This is a genomic window from Shimia sp. (genome assembly GCF_039969785.1).
Lineage (GTDB): Bacteria > Pseudomonadota > Alphaproteobacteria > Rhodobacterales > Rhodobacteraceae > Shimia.
Map to the genome: position 1 here is coordinate 247,706 of NZ_JBDVNC010000004.1, position 13,878 is coordinate 261,583.

Genomic DNA, 13,878 nt, shown 5'->3' on the forward strand with positions numbered 1-13,878 from the left:
AAACCGCCCTTTCATTTTGCCAAAAATACTCCGGGGTGAATGGGCGCCCCGCGCCCAGAGGGGCAGCGCCCCAAACGCCCGCTCAAAAAGGCGCTTTCGCCCGAAACCCCATGCCCCGACCAGACTCAGGGTGGTTCAGCCGCAGCTCTTCGGAATGCAGCATCAGGCGGTCAAACTGCGCGGCCGCCCCTTCGGCATACAGCGGATCGCCCAGAATCACATGCCCCAGCGCCAGCATATGCACGCGCAACTGATGACTGCGCCCGGTCCTGGGCATCAACCGCACCCGGCTCTCGCCCTCGCCATGACGCAGCACCCGCCAGTCGGTCAGGGCCGGTTTGCCCGTCTCGTGATCCACCATCTGACGTGGCCGGTTGGGCCAGTCCACAATCAAGGGCAAATCCACAGTGCCGGTCTTAGGCTCCAGATGCCCGTCAACACGCGCCACATAGGTCTTGCGTGTCTTGCGCTTTTCAAACTGCATCGACAAATCCCGCTGCGCATGTGGCGTCAGCGCAAACACCATCACCCCCGATGTGTCCCGATCCAGCCGGTGCACCAGCAACGCTGTTGGAAACGCAGCCTGAATACGGCTCAGCAAACAATCCGCCAGATGCGGCCCGCGCCCCGGCACCGACAGCAATCCGGCAGGTTTGTCCACCACCACAATATCGCTATCCTCGTGTAAAACGGCCAGCGGGTCCATCGGCGGATGATAATCAGAAGAAAACGTCATGCGCCCCAAATAGGCGCATACGGGCGGACCGGCAACCCAACGTCATGCTTGCCTCATGCGTCACATGCGTCAGGCTGGCAGCACCCATCAGGAGACAACGATATGCACGCCACAATCGCACAACTGATCGACGTGGTCGCCAAAGGCAATGAGCACGACATCGCCCCGCTTCTGGCGGCCGACGTGGCATTCATGCCGCCGACCTACTGGGCCACATGGCACGGTCGCGAACCGGTCGCAGCCGTTCTGGGACATGTCGGGCAGGAGTTCAGCGATTTTCACTATCGCCGGATCATGGGCGACGGTGTCGATTGGGCGCTTGAGTTTCAATGCAAAATCGGCGCGCTTGACGCTGTGGGCATCGACCTGATCACTCTGAACAATGATGGTCTGATCCAGACTTTTGAGGTCGCCATGCGCCCCTATAAATCCGTCGGCGCGCTGCGCGAAGCGATGAACAAACGGGTGATGACAGACCCGCGTTTTCTCAAATACAAAGACGCGCTTGGCTAAGATATGTGGCCGCCGCCTGACATCCTCGCCCGCGCCCCGCTCGCCCCTTTACTCGCGCTGCAAGGGCTGAACGTCCGGCGCCGCACACAGCTTTTGCCGGAACCGCCCGGCCCGCGTCAGGGACAGGCCGGCACCGGGCCGCCCCTGCGTTTGCTGATCACTGGCGACAGCTCTGCCGCCGGGGTCGGCGCGCCAACCCAGGACACCGCACTCTCGGGGCAGTTGGTGGCAGAGCTTGCCCAGGACTTTCACGTCGACTGGCGGCTCGAAGCCAAAACGGGCGACGCCACCCGCGATACGTTGCGTCGCCTGCGCACAATCGGACCACGCCGGTTTGACATTGTCGTCTCTGCTCTGGGCGTAAATGACGTGACCCGCGCGCGCTCGGCCTGCCGTTGGTCCCGTGATCAGTCTGAGCTTCTGGACCTTGTGACCACCCAGTTTCAAGCCCGCGGCCTGATCGCGTCCGGCCTGCCTCCCATGGGTCAATACCCTATGCTGCCGCAACCGCTGCGCTGGGTTCTGGGCAGCCACGCCATCCGACTGGACAAAACACTGGCCACCTTTGCTGACCAACGCCCCGAACTGACACATGTGGCACTGGATATTCCGTTTGAACCGCGCTTCATGGCCAGCGACGGCTATCATCCGAACCCCGAGGCCTACAGGCTCTGGGCACGGCTCCTGGCCACACCGATCCGCGCAGCCATGCTGGCGCCCTGATCTTAGTGAGAAGACGACCGCAACTGACGCAGCATGGATCCCGAATAGATCACCAGGGCCAGCCAGATCATCGGAAAGGCGATCATGCGCGCGCGGTCGAACGGCTCGTCAAACACCAAAACCGCCACCAAAAAAATCATCGTCGGCGCGATGTATTGCAGAATTCCGATGGTCGACAACCGCAACAACTTGGCCCCATTAGCATAGAGCAACAGCGGCACCGCCGTGGCAACGCCACCTCCAACCAACAGCCACGTGTCGGCTGTCTCGCCACCAAAATGCCCGCCGCCATTAGCATTCAGCCACGCCAGATACCCCAATGACGGGATCGTCAGAATCAACACTTCCAGCAGGAACCCCTGATTGGGACCAATGGGCAGCGACTTTTTGAAAAACGCATAAAAGCCCCATGAAAGCGTCAATGCAATCGCCGCCCAAGGCAGCGACCCGGCATCAACCCAAAGGACAATAACAGCCGCAGCTGCGATGGCGATGGCCACCATTTGCGCGCGGTTCAAGCGCTCGCCCAACAGGATCGCGCCCAACGCCACACTGAACAAAGGGTTGATGTAATACCCCAAAGCTGCATCCAGCGTCCGGTCAATCGAGATGGACCAGACGTAAATGCCCCAGTTGATCGACACCAAAGTCGCCGTCACACACCCCATCAACAACACCCGCGGATTGCGCAGTGCCGCCATCAGATCACTGGTCCGGCGCAGCAAAATCAGAACCAGCGCCGCCAATGGCACTGACCAGATGACCCGGTGCGCAACGACTTCAACCGGTGGGATGTGAGATAGAAGTTTCAGGTAAAGCGGCAGGAACCCCCAAAACACATAAGCGCCCAGCGCAAAGGCCAGGCCCGCCGGCGTGTCTTGATCCGCTTTGCGGGGGGCGGGCTGAGCCATGCTGATATCTCCAGGATCGTTACCCGCACGTTATGGCACCGACATGGCCAAATGAAACATCTCATTTTGTGCGCCTGCCCATCACATTTGGCGATGTCGTAGGTCGGACAATTTTGTCCGACCTACCCGGCCCCGATGAACCGAGGAGTAGGCCCAATCCTCTGCCCGCCGCACCAGCCCCGCTTCTACAGGGCTTTGATGCACAAACCACATATGTGCGCGCATATCGTCGTCGTCGCGTATCCGGTGCTCCCAGAACCGGTTCTGCCAGATCCCTTTCTCTCTCGGCCGTCGCGCGGCCCGTACAAATGCTGCCTCATCCGGCATCCGGCGTGAAAACCGCCCCTTGATGGCCTTCCACCGGTTTGAGAAATCCGCATCCCCCTGTGGCAATGTCCAAATGCAGTGCATACGGTTGGGCAATACGACCCATGCCCGCGCCTTAAAGGGCTGCGTTATCATTGTCCCGGCCACACATTCGCGCAACACCGGCACGTTCCGGGTCAGCAAATCGCTGGCTCTGTCGCGCAGGCAAACCGTGAAAAACCACGTGCCCCCGGGCGTTCTATCACGTCTGTATTTTGGCATACCCCATTGTGAACACACCTTGGTTAACGCAACCTCAACGTAGGTCGGGCAATCTTGTCCGACCCGTCTTAGACCTTCACCCGCTCCGACCTGGGATCATACATCGGACGCAGCGAAGCCTCGGCCCGCACCCGTGTCCCCATCACATCAATCTCATATGTCGACGCCAGAACATCCCCCGCGCTTTCGCCTTTGCAGGGCACATATCCCAGCCCGATCGCGCGCCCCAGTGTGTGACCGTAATTCCCGGAACTCAGATAACCGACAATTTCGCCGTCCCGGATCAATGGCTCGTTGTGGTACAAAAGTGGCTCCGGGTCTGTCAGCCGGAATTGCACAATCCGGCTTTCCGGCCCGCTCTCTTTGCGCGCCAACACCGCATCCTTACCAATGAAATCCGCCTTGTCCGTCTTCACGGCAAAACCCAAACCCGCGTCAATCACATGATCCTCGCAAGTGATGTCATGACCAAAATGGCGAAACCCTTTCTCGATCCGGCAGCTGTCCATCATATGCATACCGCACAGCTTCAGATCCACGTCCTGCCCGGCCTCAAACAGTGTCTCAAACGCGTGCCCCGCCATGTCCGACGACATGTACAGCTCCCAACCAAGTTCCCCGACATAGGTCACCCGATGCGCCCGCGCCAGACCCATACCAAGCTCGATCTCCTGCGCCGTACCAAACGGATTGACCGCGTTACTGAAATCCGCCGACGACACTTTTTCCAGCAGCGTGCGCGCATTTGGCCCCATCACCGCCAGCACAGCTTCGCCCGCTGTCACATCGGTGATCACCACCCGGAAATCACCCTTGTGGCGCATCATCCATGTCTGGTCCGCCAATCGGGTCGCGGCAGGTGTTACCACCAGATACGCCACCTCGCTCAACCGGGTTACGGTCACATCCGCCTCGATCCCGCCGCGTGCGTTCAGAAATTGCGTATAGACGATTTTGCCAATGGGCACCGAATAGTCTCCGCCCCCCACATAGTTCAGAAATGCCTCCGCATCTGGTCCCTCAACCCGGATCTTACCAAAGGACGACATGTCATACATGCCCACGTTTTCACGCACCGCCCGGTGCTCGGCGGCGGCATTTTCAAACCAGTTCTGACGCTTCCAGCTATACTGGTATTCCCGGTCCTGCCCCGCATTGGCAAACCAGTTGGCACGCTCCCACCCGGCAATCTCGCCAAACACCGCACCTTGTTCTTTCAGATGGTGGTGAAACGGAGTGCGCCGCACGCCCCGCGCGGTGGCCTTTTGACGATAGGGGAAATGATCCGCATATAGCAGACCCAGCGTTTCTTTTGAGCGCTCAAACAAATAGGTTTTGTTGCCCTGAAAGGGCTGCATCCGGCTGACATCCACGTCGCCAAGGTCAAACGGCTTTTGCCCGTCTTCCATCCATTGTGCCAGCGCCATGCCTGCCCCCCCGGCCGACTGAATACCGATCGAGTTGAACCCGGCAGCGACCCAGACATTGTCCATCTCAGGCGCCAGCCCAAGGTGATAGGCATCGTCCGGTGTGAACGATTCAGGTCCATTAAAGAATGTGTGAATCCCTGCTGTGCCCAACATTGGCATCCGCTCCACTGCCCATTCCAGAATGGGTTCAAAGTGGTCAAAATCCTCGGGCAACTGGTCAAACTCGAAACTCTCAGGAATGCCCTTCATCGCCCAGGGCTTGGCATTGGGCTCAAACGCGCCCAGCATCATTTTGCCCGCATCTTCTTTGTAATAGGCGCATTCATCCGGCACCCGCAGCACCGGCATCTGGCTCAGCCCGGCAATTGGTTCGGACACAATATAGAAATGCTCGCACGCATGCAGCGGCACGTTTACTCCGGCCATTTTGCCGACCTCATGTCCCCACATACCGGCACAATTGACGATCATGTCACAGGCAATGTGACCCTGCGCCTGTCCATCATCGCTGATCCAGTCGACGCCCGTCACGTGCCGGCCTTTGCGCACAATGCCAGAGACTTTGGTGCGTTCCTTGATCAGCGCCCCACACTGACGCGCGCCTTTGACTAGCGCCAGCGCGATATTGGCCGGGTCCGCCTGTCCATCAGTGGGCAACCACACGCCACCCGTCACGCCCTCAAGACTGACGTGCTCATAACGTTCTTTGACCTCACGGGGCGACAATTCCTCAACCGGCACACCAAACGCGCGCGCCATCGCCGCGTTGCGATAAAGCTCCTCCAGCCGTTCATCCGTCAGCGCCACAGACACCGATCCGACCTGACGCAACCCTGTGGCCACACCGGTTTCCGCCTCTAACCCCTGATACAGCTCGGCTGAATAGCGTGCCAGCTTGGTCATGTTCGATGACGCCCGCAACTGTCCGATCAACCCCGCCGCATGCCATGTTGTGCCGCTGGTCAATTGCTTGCGCTCCAACAGAACCACGTCCTGCCAACCCAGCTTGGTCAGGTGATAGGCCACCGAACACCCCACGACACCACCACCGATAATGACCACGCGGGCCTTGTTGGGAAGATCAGACATCATGCTCTCCTGTCGTCCTGATTTGCGCACAGCCTGCCACGGTCATGCGTCAGAAAATGTGCCAAAAACGTCACCCATCTTGCGATAATCTCCGCGCTGCAGGCCGGTTTCGTCGGTTCGCGCGCCGCCGCGCAACTGGCGTGATGCCATAAAAGCTTTTGTACAACCCGCTGAACCCATTGCTGAACCCACAGGCCAGGCCAATTTCACGCACGCTCATGGTGGTGTTCATCAACAATGTATTGGCTCGCACCATGCGCAGTTCTCGATAAAAATTGTTTGGGGTTGCGTTCAGCAACGCCCGGAACCGCCGCTCCAGCGACCGGCTTGAAACCCCCAGCAGGCGCACGATCTCTTGGATGGGCAATGGGTCCTCGATATTGGCCCGCATCAGCTCGATACAACGGTCCAGCGCCGCATCCCCGGTTTCGCTGCCATGTACGCCGCCAAACGGCTGCTCGGTCGAAAAGTCGCGAATGCGTTCGTGCAGCATAATATCCGCAGTGGTCATCTGCTGACCCGCAGGCACATGCTGCCCGATCAACCACAGCGCCAGATCAATTGTCGCGCCCATCCCGGCACAGGTCACAACCCGCCCGTCTTCCGCAGCCAGCGATGAACCAGCCTCAAAACCGCCCTGCCGCTCCCGAAACAAAGCGCTGTTTTCCCAATGGGTTGTCAGATGTCCGTGGCGTTCACCATGCTCCCGGATATAGCGGCTTGCGGCTTCGGCCAACAAAAACACCTGCGCGCCACGAAACGTGTAATCCAATACCAGCTTGCCCACGGACAACGCCGGATTATCCGGGTTCGAATTGCCCAGAACAAACAGGTAATCCGCGCTGATCCGCGTCGGCACCTTTTCGGTTTCCAGCAAAACTCCGGTCTTGCTGCGCAGCGGTCCCCCCTCAGCCGAATAAAAGTGCCATTCAAACACCGGCCCGGCACCAACCCGATTGGCAATCGACAGCACTTCCAGCAACCCGGCCAGTTCGATCAGCACGAAACCCTCAGCCGCATAAATGTCGAACTGCAACAGCTTTTGCGCCTCACTGGCCGCTGACGGCATGGTCGCGGTCATTCACACCACCTCATATCCGCCTTGGCGCAAGCGCTGCGCAAGCACCGCAATGTGGTCAGGCCCGACCTCGCAACACCCCCCGACCAATGCCGCCCCCAAGGCAACCCAGCCCATAGCAAAATCCGCATAGCCCTCTGGTGTCATGTCCTGACGCGCCTTCAGCTCCGACACGGTGCCGCCAATCTCCAGCGCGGCAATCCCGGTGAACGCATTGGCATAGGCCCCAACCGGCCAGCTGCGCGCCAGCAAAGTTGCGATATTGGCCGTGATCACCTCGGGGCGTGAACAGTTCAGCATGACCCCGGCCACCCCCGACCCCTCTAACGCGTCCAGCGCGCGGGTCAACGGCTCGCCAGATCGCAAACTTGCGCTGTCATCATCGCTCAGGCTGATCGCCACCCAAGTAGGCACCCCGGTTTCCACACCTGCCTGCGCCGCAGCTGTCACTTCTGCCACAGAAGACAGCGTTTCGCCCAAAAGGACGTCGCTGGCCTCTGCCTGAATGTCTGCGATCTCGCGATAGGCGGGCAGCAGGTCATTATGCCCGCGCGACATGTCGGGCTTGTACGACCCATGCAGCGGCGGCAGACATCCGGCAATGCGCACGCCCTCTGCGCCCACGGCGTGACGCGCGGCGCGCAACAGCTCAACCGCCTTGCTTTGCAGCGGTTCGAACATCTCCGGCACGCCCTCGCGCGCCAGGCGTTCAGGTGTCGCCGTATAGGTGTTCAGCGTGATCAACCGCGCCCCGGCCCGGATGAAATCCTCATGCACGCCCTGCACAATGTCCGGTTCTTCCATCATCACCTTGGCCGACCACAACGGATGCGGCGGCATGGCGGATCGGCGGATCAACTCCTGCCCGGAACCGCCGTCCTTCAGAACAACTTTGGTCATGCGCCCTCCTGTGGAGGGATCAGAACAAGCTTACCCGGAAGGGTTTTTGACATGAAATCCGTCTGCGCCCGCCCGATATCGCGCAAAGGATAGGTTCTGGACACCAACGGTCGAAACGCCCCTTCATTCATCAACTTAACCAACCGCTCGAACACTTCGGGCGGCTGATAGGTGGAACCATGCAGCGTGATGTCCGGCAAATAAATCTCGCGCAGGTCAGCCGCCACAATCGGGCCTGCAATGGCACCGCTGACGGCATAATGCCCGCCCGGACGCAACGCGCGGATCAAATCGCCAAAACTATCGCCTCCGACCACATCAATCGCCACGTCATAGCTGGCTTTTTGCGGCACCGCCCCACGTTCAAGAATGTGGCTGGCACCTGCCGCCCGCACCGCCTCGGCCTTGGCCGGACTAGTGATGGCAGTGACCACTGCGCCGCGCAGACATGCCAGCTGCACCGCCGCCATGCCCACCCCACCGGACGCCCCGGTGATCAGAACGTTCTGCCCTTTACGGACGCCGGCGCGCATCAACAATCCTTCGGCCGTGCCATAGGCGCAAGGAATTGCCGCGATCTCGACATCGCTCAGCGGCGAAGCCCGCACATCAAAAACATCACGCGCCTCCAGCACGCAGTATTGCGCAAAAGCCCCGTCCATCTCGGACCCGATCACTTTCAACCCAACCGGGTTGTCCAACGTGGGACGCGGCAGACAAAGCGGCGCCGTGACCCGCGTGCCAATCGCCATGTCGACATCATTTCCCACCGCCACAATGCGCCCGCACAAGTCACCACCCTGAATACGCGGGAACTGCAATGCGCCATCCCAGCCACCGCTTTCAACCTCCTGATCCACGGTCTGATCCGTGGCCCCGGTGACTTCGGGCGCATACCAGCCAATACGGGTATTGATATCGGTGTTGTTCATACCCGCCGCCGAAACTTGTACCAGCACCTCGTTGGCGCCGGGAACCGGCACCGGGATATCTTCGCGCCACTGAAGCATTTCGGGTCCACCGTGACCAATCAGGACAACGGCTTTCATGGTCGCGACAATGGTCATACAGGTTCCTCCAAATCACCGACAAATACAGGGGCCGCTTGGATACTCACGCCCGCAAGCGCTCGTTTTCAGGATCCCACAGCGGTTGATCTTCCTGTACCACAGCGCAGCGTTTTTCGCCGTAAATTTCAACCTGCAACTCTGTGCCTGGCGCGCTTAACTCGGCCCGCACCATGCCCAGCGCAATCGACGCATTCACACGATGCCCCCAACCGCCCGACGTGGTTTCCCCGACAATCTCATCCCCGCTCCATATGCACGACATATAGGGCGCATCCGCGTCGCCAGCATCCACCAGCAACGTGACAAAGCACTTTTGCACACCTTGCTGTTTCTCGGCCTGAATGGCTGCCTTGCCCGGGAAATCCTGTGGCTTGTCCAGCTTGACAAACCGCTCCAGCCCGCCCTCCAACAGCGAATAATCGGTCGAGAGATCACCCTTCCACGTCCGGTAGCCTTTTTCCAACCGCAGACTGTCCAGCGCATACATGCCAAACGGCCTGGCCCCTGCGTTCAGAATGGCGTCATAGATGGCGGGCATGTTCTCGTTGACAGCATGCACCTCCCAGCCAAGCTCACCGGCAAAAGACACCCGGATCAGATACGCCGCCTGCCCTGCCACCGTCGCGGCCTGATGCGTCAGCCAGCCGGTGGTCAGGTCCGCGTCGGTCAGCCCGGCGAGCAAATCACGTGCCTTGGGTCCGGTCACAATCAGCGTGTCTCGTGTGGTGGTCACGTCCTCAACAGTCACACCGGCGGGCATCGCACCTGTCAGGATATCGCGGTCATGCCATTGCGCCGTGGCCGCGGTGATCATCACAAACTGATCTTCTCCCAACCGCATACAGGACATTTCCGTCAGAATGCGCCCCCGGTCATCGGCAATATAGACAAGGTTGATGCGTCCAACTTTTGGCAATCCCCCTGTGACCAGCCCACGTAACGCCTCCGCCGCGCCTTCACCCTGCACCATGAACCGGGAAAAGCCCGGCAAATCCAGCACGCCGCAGCCATCCCGCACCGCCTCGCACTCTTCGCGCACGCGTTGCTCCCACGGGCCAAACCGCCCCCATGTATGCGTGGCCTCCAGCGACGTGTCATCGCCGGGTTGCGCAAACCAATTGGCCCGCTCCCAGCCATTATACGCCCCCATCACACCGCCCAGTGCGATCACTTTGTCATGCACGGGCGACAGCTTTTTGTCGCGCGCGGCAGGCCATTCGTGATGCGGGAAATGCATGGCGTATTCGTTGCCATAAACCTCCATACCCTTTTGATTGCAGTAATCCTGATCGGTGTAATCGGTATATCGACGCGGATCGACCGCCCACATATCCCACTCGGGCGCACCATCCACGATCCATTCCGCCAGCACCTTGCCAGCCCCGCCGCCCTGCGCGATGCCAAAGGTAAAGACACAATTCTCAAACGCGTTTTTCACACCCGGCATTGGCCCGATCAACGGCAACCCGTCGGGTGCATAGGGGATCGGCCCGTTGATCACCCGACTGATGCCCGACGTCGCCATCAACGGAACCCGTTCCATGGCGTCGGTCACAATATCCTCAATCCGGTCCAGATCGTCCGACCACAGCTGAAAGCTGAAATCTTCCGGCATCTGGTCGTCCTCGGTCATCCAATGGCCCTTACAGTTGGGCTCATAAGGACCAAGGTTATATCCGTGCTTCTCCTGCCGCAGGTAATAGGAAATATCCACATCCCGCAGCAGCGGCAGCTTGGCCCCGCCATTGTCTTTGGTCCACGCTTCGATCTCGGGGATTTCCTCGGTCAACAAATACTGATGGCTCATCACCATCATCGGCACGCTGCGCCCGCCATAGCGCTTGAACCATTCGCCCACGCGCTGCGCATAATACCCGGCGGCATTCACCACATAATCACAGGCAATATCGCCCTTTTCCGTGTGCACAACCCAGCTGTCATCCGCTTGCTGCGTGACACCGGTCGCGGGCGTGAACCGCAGAATGCGCCCGCCCATGTCGCGCGCGCCCTTGGCCAGCGCTTGCGTCAACTGCGCCGGATCGATGTCACCATCAGAAGGGTCGTACAACACCCCCTCAAGGTCATGCGTCTCCAGGAACGGATACCGCGCCCTGGCCTCCTCGGGGCTCCACATCTCCATCTCGATACCCTGATAACGCCCCATCGACATGGCACGCTGAAATTCCTGCACCCGCTCTTTGGTGTGGGCCAGCCGGATCGACCCGGACTGGTGATAACTCATCGGATAATCCACCTCTTCGCCCAGCCGCGCATAAAGCTCGGTTGAATAGCGCTGGATGTTCATGATCCCCCAACTGGTCGAAAATGTCGGCACATTGCCCGCCGCGTGCCATGTGGACCCGGCGGTCAGCTCGTTCTTTTCCAGCAGAACGCAATCGCTCCAGCCCCTTTTACCAAGATGATACAAGGTAGAGGTGCCGATAACGCCACCGCCAATAATGACCACACGGGCCTGTTTTGGAAAATCGGACATCTTCGTCTCCTCAGTCCATAACCAGCTTGGCGGCCAGACCACCAAAAACAATTGCAGAAATCTTGTTCATCAGGCCACTTGCGCCCCGCAGCGCTGTGCCCGCAATACCAGCCGCCGCGCCATAGGCGGCGGTGATGAAAAATACGGTGACGGTGAACAGCCCACCCAAAATCAGGATTTGATGCCAGACGGGACCGGCCTCAAGTGCTGTGAACTGCGGTAGAAACGCCAGCACAAACAATGCCACCTTCGGATTCATCAGATTGGTCAGAAACCCGCGCCTGATCGCCTGGCGCGCCCCTTTGGCACCCTGTGTGTTGCCCGTCTCGGGGGGCGCACGCCACGATTTGACCGCCAGATACAACAGATAGGCCGCGCCCAGATACCGGATCGCATCATAGGCCCAAGGCAGCGCCATGAGCGCCGCCGATATGCCCACTGCCGCCAGGGTGATGTGCACAACCGCCCCCAGCGCAATGCCAAAGGCCGCCGCCACACCAAACCGCCAGCCACCCGAAATTCCGCTGGCGGTGGCAAACACAACATCCGCACCAGGCGTCAGGTTCAGCACAATTCCCGCCATCAGGAAAGTCGCGATTGTGACCGGATCCATATTGAGAAATGTCTCGATCATCGCGCCTATTCCTTTTGCGCCACGTCATCACGCAGCGCGTAATAGTCACCTTTGTCCGCCACAAAGATGTGCTTTTCCAACGTCAGCCCCGTCGGCCCGTCAATCGCCCCCAGCGCAAAACTGATCGTGTCTTCGTCATTTGCTTTCCAGAACAGATAAGACCCGCAGCGCGCGCAAAAACCGCGCCTGGCGACATCGCTGGAGGCAAACCAACTGACCGGCCCGCTAATATTCAAATCGGCTTCCGGCACAAAGGCCGATGACCAGATGCCACCCGATTGCTTGCGACACTGACCGCAATGGCACATCGATGTGCCACGCGGCGTGGCCTCGGTGGCAAAGGAAATGTCGCCGCATAGACAGCTGCCGTTCAGCATCTTCACGCTCCTCAATAGACCGGCGGCGCGATCACCCAGATCGCAACCGCAGGCGTGTCATACGGGTTGGCCCAGTGGTACAGCTCGCCGCGAAACCGGAAACTGTCCCCTGCGCCCACCGTGAAAAACCGGTCGCCAATTTTCAGGTCCAGCTGCCCCGAGATGATGTAGCCCACCTCTTGGGTAGGGCGGCACGCGGGCACCTGCATCGCAGACCGGGGCTGGAATGTGGAATGCACCATCTCGAAATCATCTGTCAGGTCCGGCGACAGCAGCTCCTCGACCAACCCTTCTTCGCCCGACCCCATCGGACGCCGCGCACCGGAGCGCACGACATATCCCTGCTCGTCTGCAGGCGCGCGCGAATGCCCGAACAACAGCGACATCGGCACGCCCAGAACTTTGCCGATCTGGCGCAGATCAGAGATCGACGGCTCGGACATGTCCCTTTCAACCTGACTAAGCCAGCCCACTGACCGACCCAGTTGATCCGCCATATCGCTCAGCGTCAGCCCACGCGTTTTGCGCAAGGCGCGAATGTCCGCCCCCAGCGTGCCCAGATCGTCTGGCAATTGATGCAATGTCACAGGTCCACTCCGACTCAGCTCATGAAAATATCAGCTCAAATTTCACGGTGCGCCGGTTTCGTGAAATTTTCAAGAATTTTTTCACGCCGCGTTGCAGCGCTGCCGCGCAACAGCGCACGCCACATTAAAGGGGATGACTTAAGAAACGATACCGACGCAATACCGACGCGCAACCGACGTTCTGCCGATCCCGAAAATGCCTGTTAACTATGGAGTCTTCGGCTGATTCGCGCGGCGCGTTCAGACCTGATCAAACGCCCGCTTCAAAATCGCCGCCAAAGCCGTTGCATCCGCCTCGGTGAACGCATCCGGCTGATCGCTGTCGATGTCAAACACCCCGATCAGCTCGCCCTGCCCGTCCCAAACCGGCAAAACCAGCTCAGAACGCGTCGAAGAGGAACAGGCGATATGATCTGAAAACGCCTCAACATCCGGCACCAACTGCACAATGCCCGTACGTGCCGCCGCTCCGCAAACACCTTTTTCAAACGGGATCACCAGACACCCGTGACCACCCTGATAAGGCCCAATTTTCAATAGGTTAGGTGACACCACACGGTAAAAACCGGTCCAATCAAACCGATCATCGCTGTGATGCACTTCGCAGGCAATTGTCGCCATCAAAGCAATCGGATCGCTTTCCCCTTCGGTCAGCGCAGCAACGGTTTTGGCCAGTGTGTCAAAGTCAACGATCATAGGACGCCTGTATAGTAAATGGGGGGCTGCGTGCCCTCCGTGGAAATTAATT

15 protein-coding genes are annotated in these 13,878 nt (G+C 59.5%); 3 read left to right on the forward strand and 12 right to left on the reverse strand.

Annotated elements, in window-relative coordinates; genetic code table 11:
- Positions 1-82: 82 nt before the first annotated feature.
- Entirely contained in the window at positions 83-736 is a 654-nt protein-coding gene (locus tag ABJI08_RS01585) for an RluA family pseudouridine synthase (RefSeq protein ID WP_348400075.1), read from the reverse strand.
- Between the two features lie 102 nt (positions 737-838).
- Between ABJI08_RS01585 and ABJI08_RS01590 the strand changes: the two genes are divergently transcribed.
- Entirely contained in the window at positions 839-1,249 is a 411-nt protein-coding gene (locus ABJI08_RS01590; protein ID WP_348400076.1) for a nuclear transport factor 2 family protein, read from the forward strand.
- A 3-nt stretch (positions 1,250-1,252) separates the two neighbouring features.
- A complete protein-coding gene (locus ABJI08_RS01595; protein WP_348400077.1) occupies positions 1,253-1,972 on the forward strand; it encodes an SGNH/GDSL hydrolase family protein in 720 nt (239 codons plus the stop codon).
- A 2-nt stretch (positions 1,973-1,974) separates the two neighbouring features.
- Here ABJI08_RS01595 and rarD read toward each other — a convergent pair whose 3' ends face one another.
- The 10 genes from rarD to ABJI08_RS01645 form a co-directional block, all read right to left on the reverse strand.
- A complete protein-coding gene (gene rarD / locus ABJI08_RS01600) occupies positions 1,975-2,883 on the reverse strand; it encodes an EamA family transporter RarD (RefSeq protein WP_348400078.1) in 909 nt (302 codons plus the stop codon).
- Between the two features lie 81 nt (positions 2,884-2,964).
- The gene (locus ABJI08_RS01605; RefSeq protein WP_348400079.1) at positions 2,965-3,471 is read right to left on the reverse strand and encodes a transposase; all 507 of its coding nucleotides are present in this window, start codon (positions 3,469-3,471) and stop codon (positions 2,965-2,967) included.
- Positions 3,472-3,539: 68 nt separating this feature from the next.
- Positions 3,540-5,990, reverse strand: coding sequence for an FAD-dependent oxidoreductase (locus tag ABJI08_RS01610; RefSeq protein WP_348400080.1), 2,451 nt, complete (start codon positions 5,988-5,990; stop codon positions 3,540-3,542).
- Between the two features lie 70 nt (positions 5,991-6,060).
- Positions 6,061-7,071 carry a helix-turn-helix domain-containing protein gene (locus ABJI08_RS01615; protein WP_348400081.1) on the reverse strand — a complete coding sequence of 337 codons (1,011 nt, stop codon included), beginning with the start codon at positions 7,069-7,071 and terminating at the stop codon, positions 6,061-6,063.
- Positions 7,072-7,968, reverse strand: a complete 897-nt coding sequence (locus ABJI08_RS01620) for a homocysteine S-methyltransferase family protein (protein WP_348400082.1) — start codon at positions 7,966-7,968, stop codon at positions 7,072-7,074.
- Entirely contained in the window at positions 7,965-9,035 is a 1,071-nt protein-coding gene (locus ABJI08_RS01625; protein ID WP_348400083.1) for an alcohol dehydrogenase family protein, read from the reverse strand. Before ABJI08_RS01625 ends, ABJI08_RS01620 begins: the two co-directional genes overlap by 4 nt.
- A 46-nt stretch (positions 9,036-9,081) precedes the next feature.
- Positions 9,082-11,532: an FAD-dependent oxidoreductase gene (locus tag ABJI08_RS01630; protein ID WP_348400084.1), complete on the reverse strand. Its 2,451-nt coding sequence runs from the start codon at positions 11,530-11,532 to the stop codon at positions 9,082-9,084.
- A 10-nt stretch (positions 11,533-11,542) separates the two neighbouring features.
- Complete coding sequence (locus tag ABJI08_RS01635) at positions 11,543-12,166, reverse strand: LysE family translocator (protein WP_348400085.1); 624 nt, start codon at positions 12,164-12,166, stop codon at positions 11,543-11,545.
- A 5-nt stretch (positions 12,167-12,171) separates the two neighbouring features.
- A complete protein-coding gene (locus ABJI08_RS01640) occupies positions 12,172-12,543 on the reverse strand; it encodes a GFA family protein (RefSeq protein WP_348400086.1) in 372 nt (123 codons plus the stop codon).
- 11 nt (positions 12,544-12,554) lie between these two features.
- Positions 12,555-13,124, reverse strand: a complete 570-nt coding sequence (locus ABJI08_RS01645; RefSeq protein ID WP_348400190.1) for an XRE family transcriptional regulator — start codon at positions 13,122-13,124, stop codon at positions 12,555-12,557.
- Between the two features lie 27 nt (positions 13,125-13,151).
- Here ABJI08_RS01645 and ABJI08_RS01650 point away from each other — a divergent pair, with 27 nt between their 5' ends.
- Complete coding sequence (locus ABJI08_RS01650; RefSeq protein ID WP_348400087.1) at positions 13,152-13,337, forward strand: hypothetical protein; 186 nt, start codon at positions 13,152-13,154, stop codon at positions 13,335-13,337.
- A gap of 33 nt (positions 13,338-13,370) precedes the next feature.
- On the opposite strand, the gene ABJI08_RS01655 is transcribed toward ABJI08_RS01650, so the two are convergent.
- Positions 13,371-13,826: a GAF domain-containing protein gene (locus tag ABJI08_RS01655; protein WP_348400088.1), complete on the reverse strand. Its 456-nt coding sequence runs from the start codon at positions 13,824-13,826 to the stop codon at positions 13,371-13,373.
- Positions 13,827-13,878: the final 52 nt, after the last annotated feature.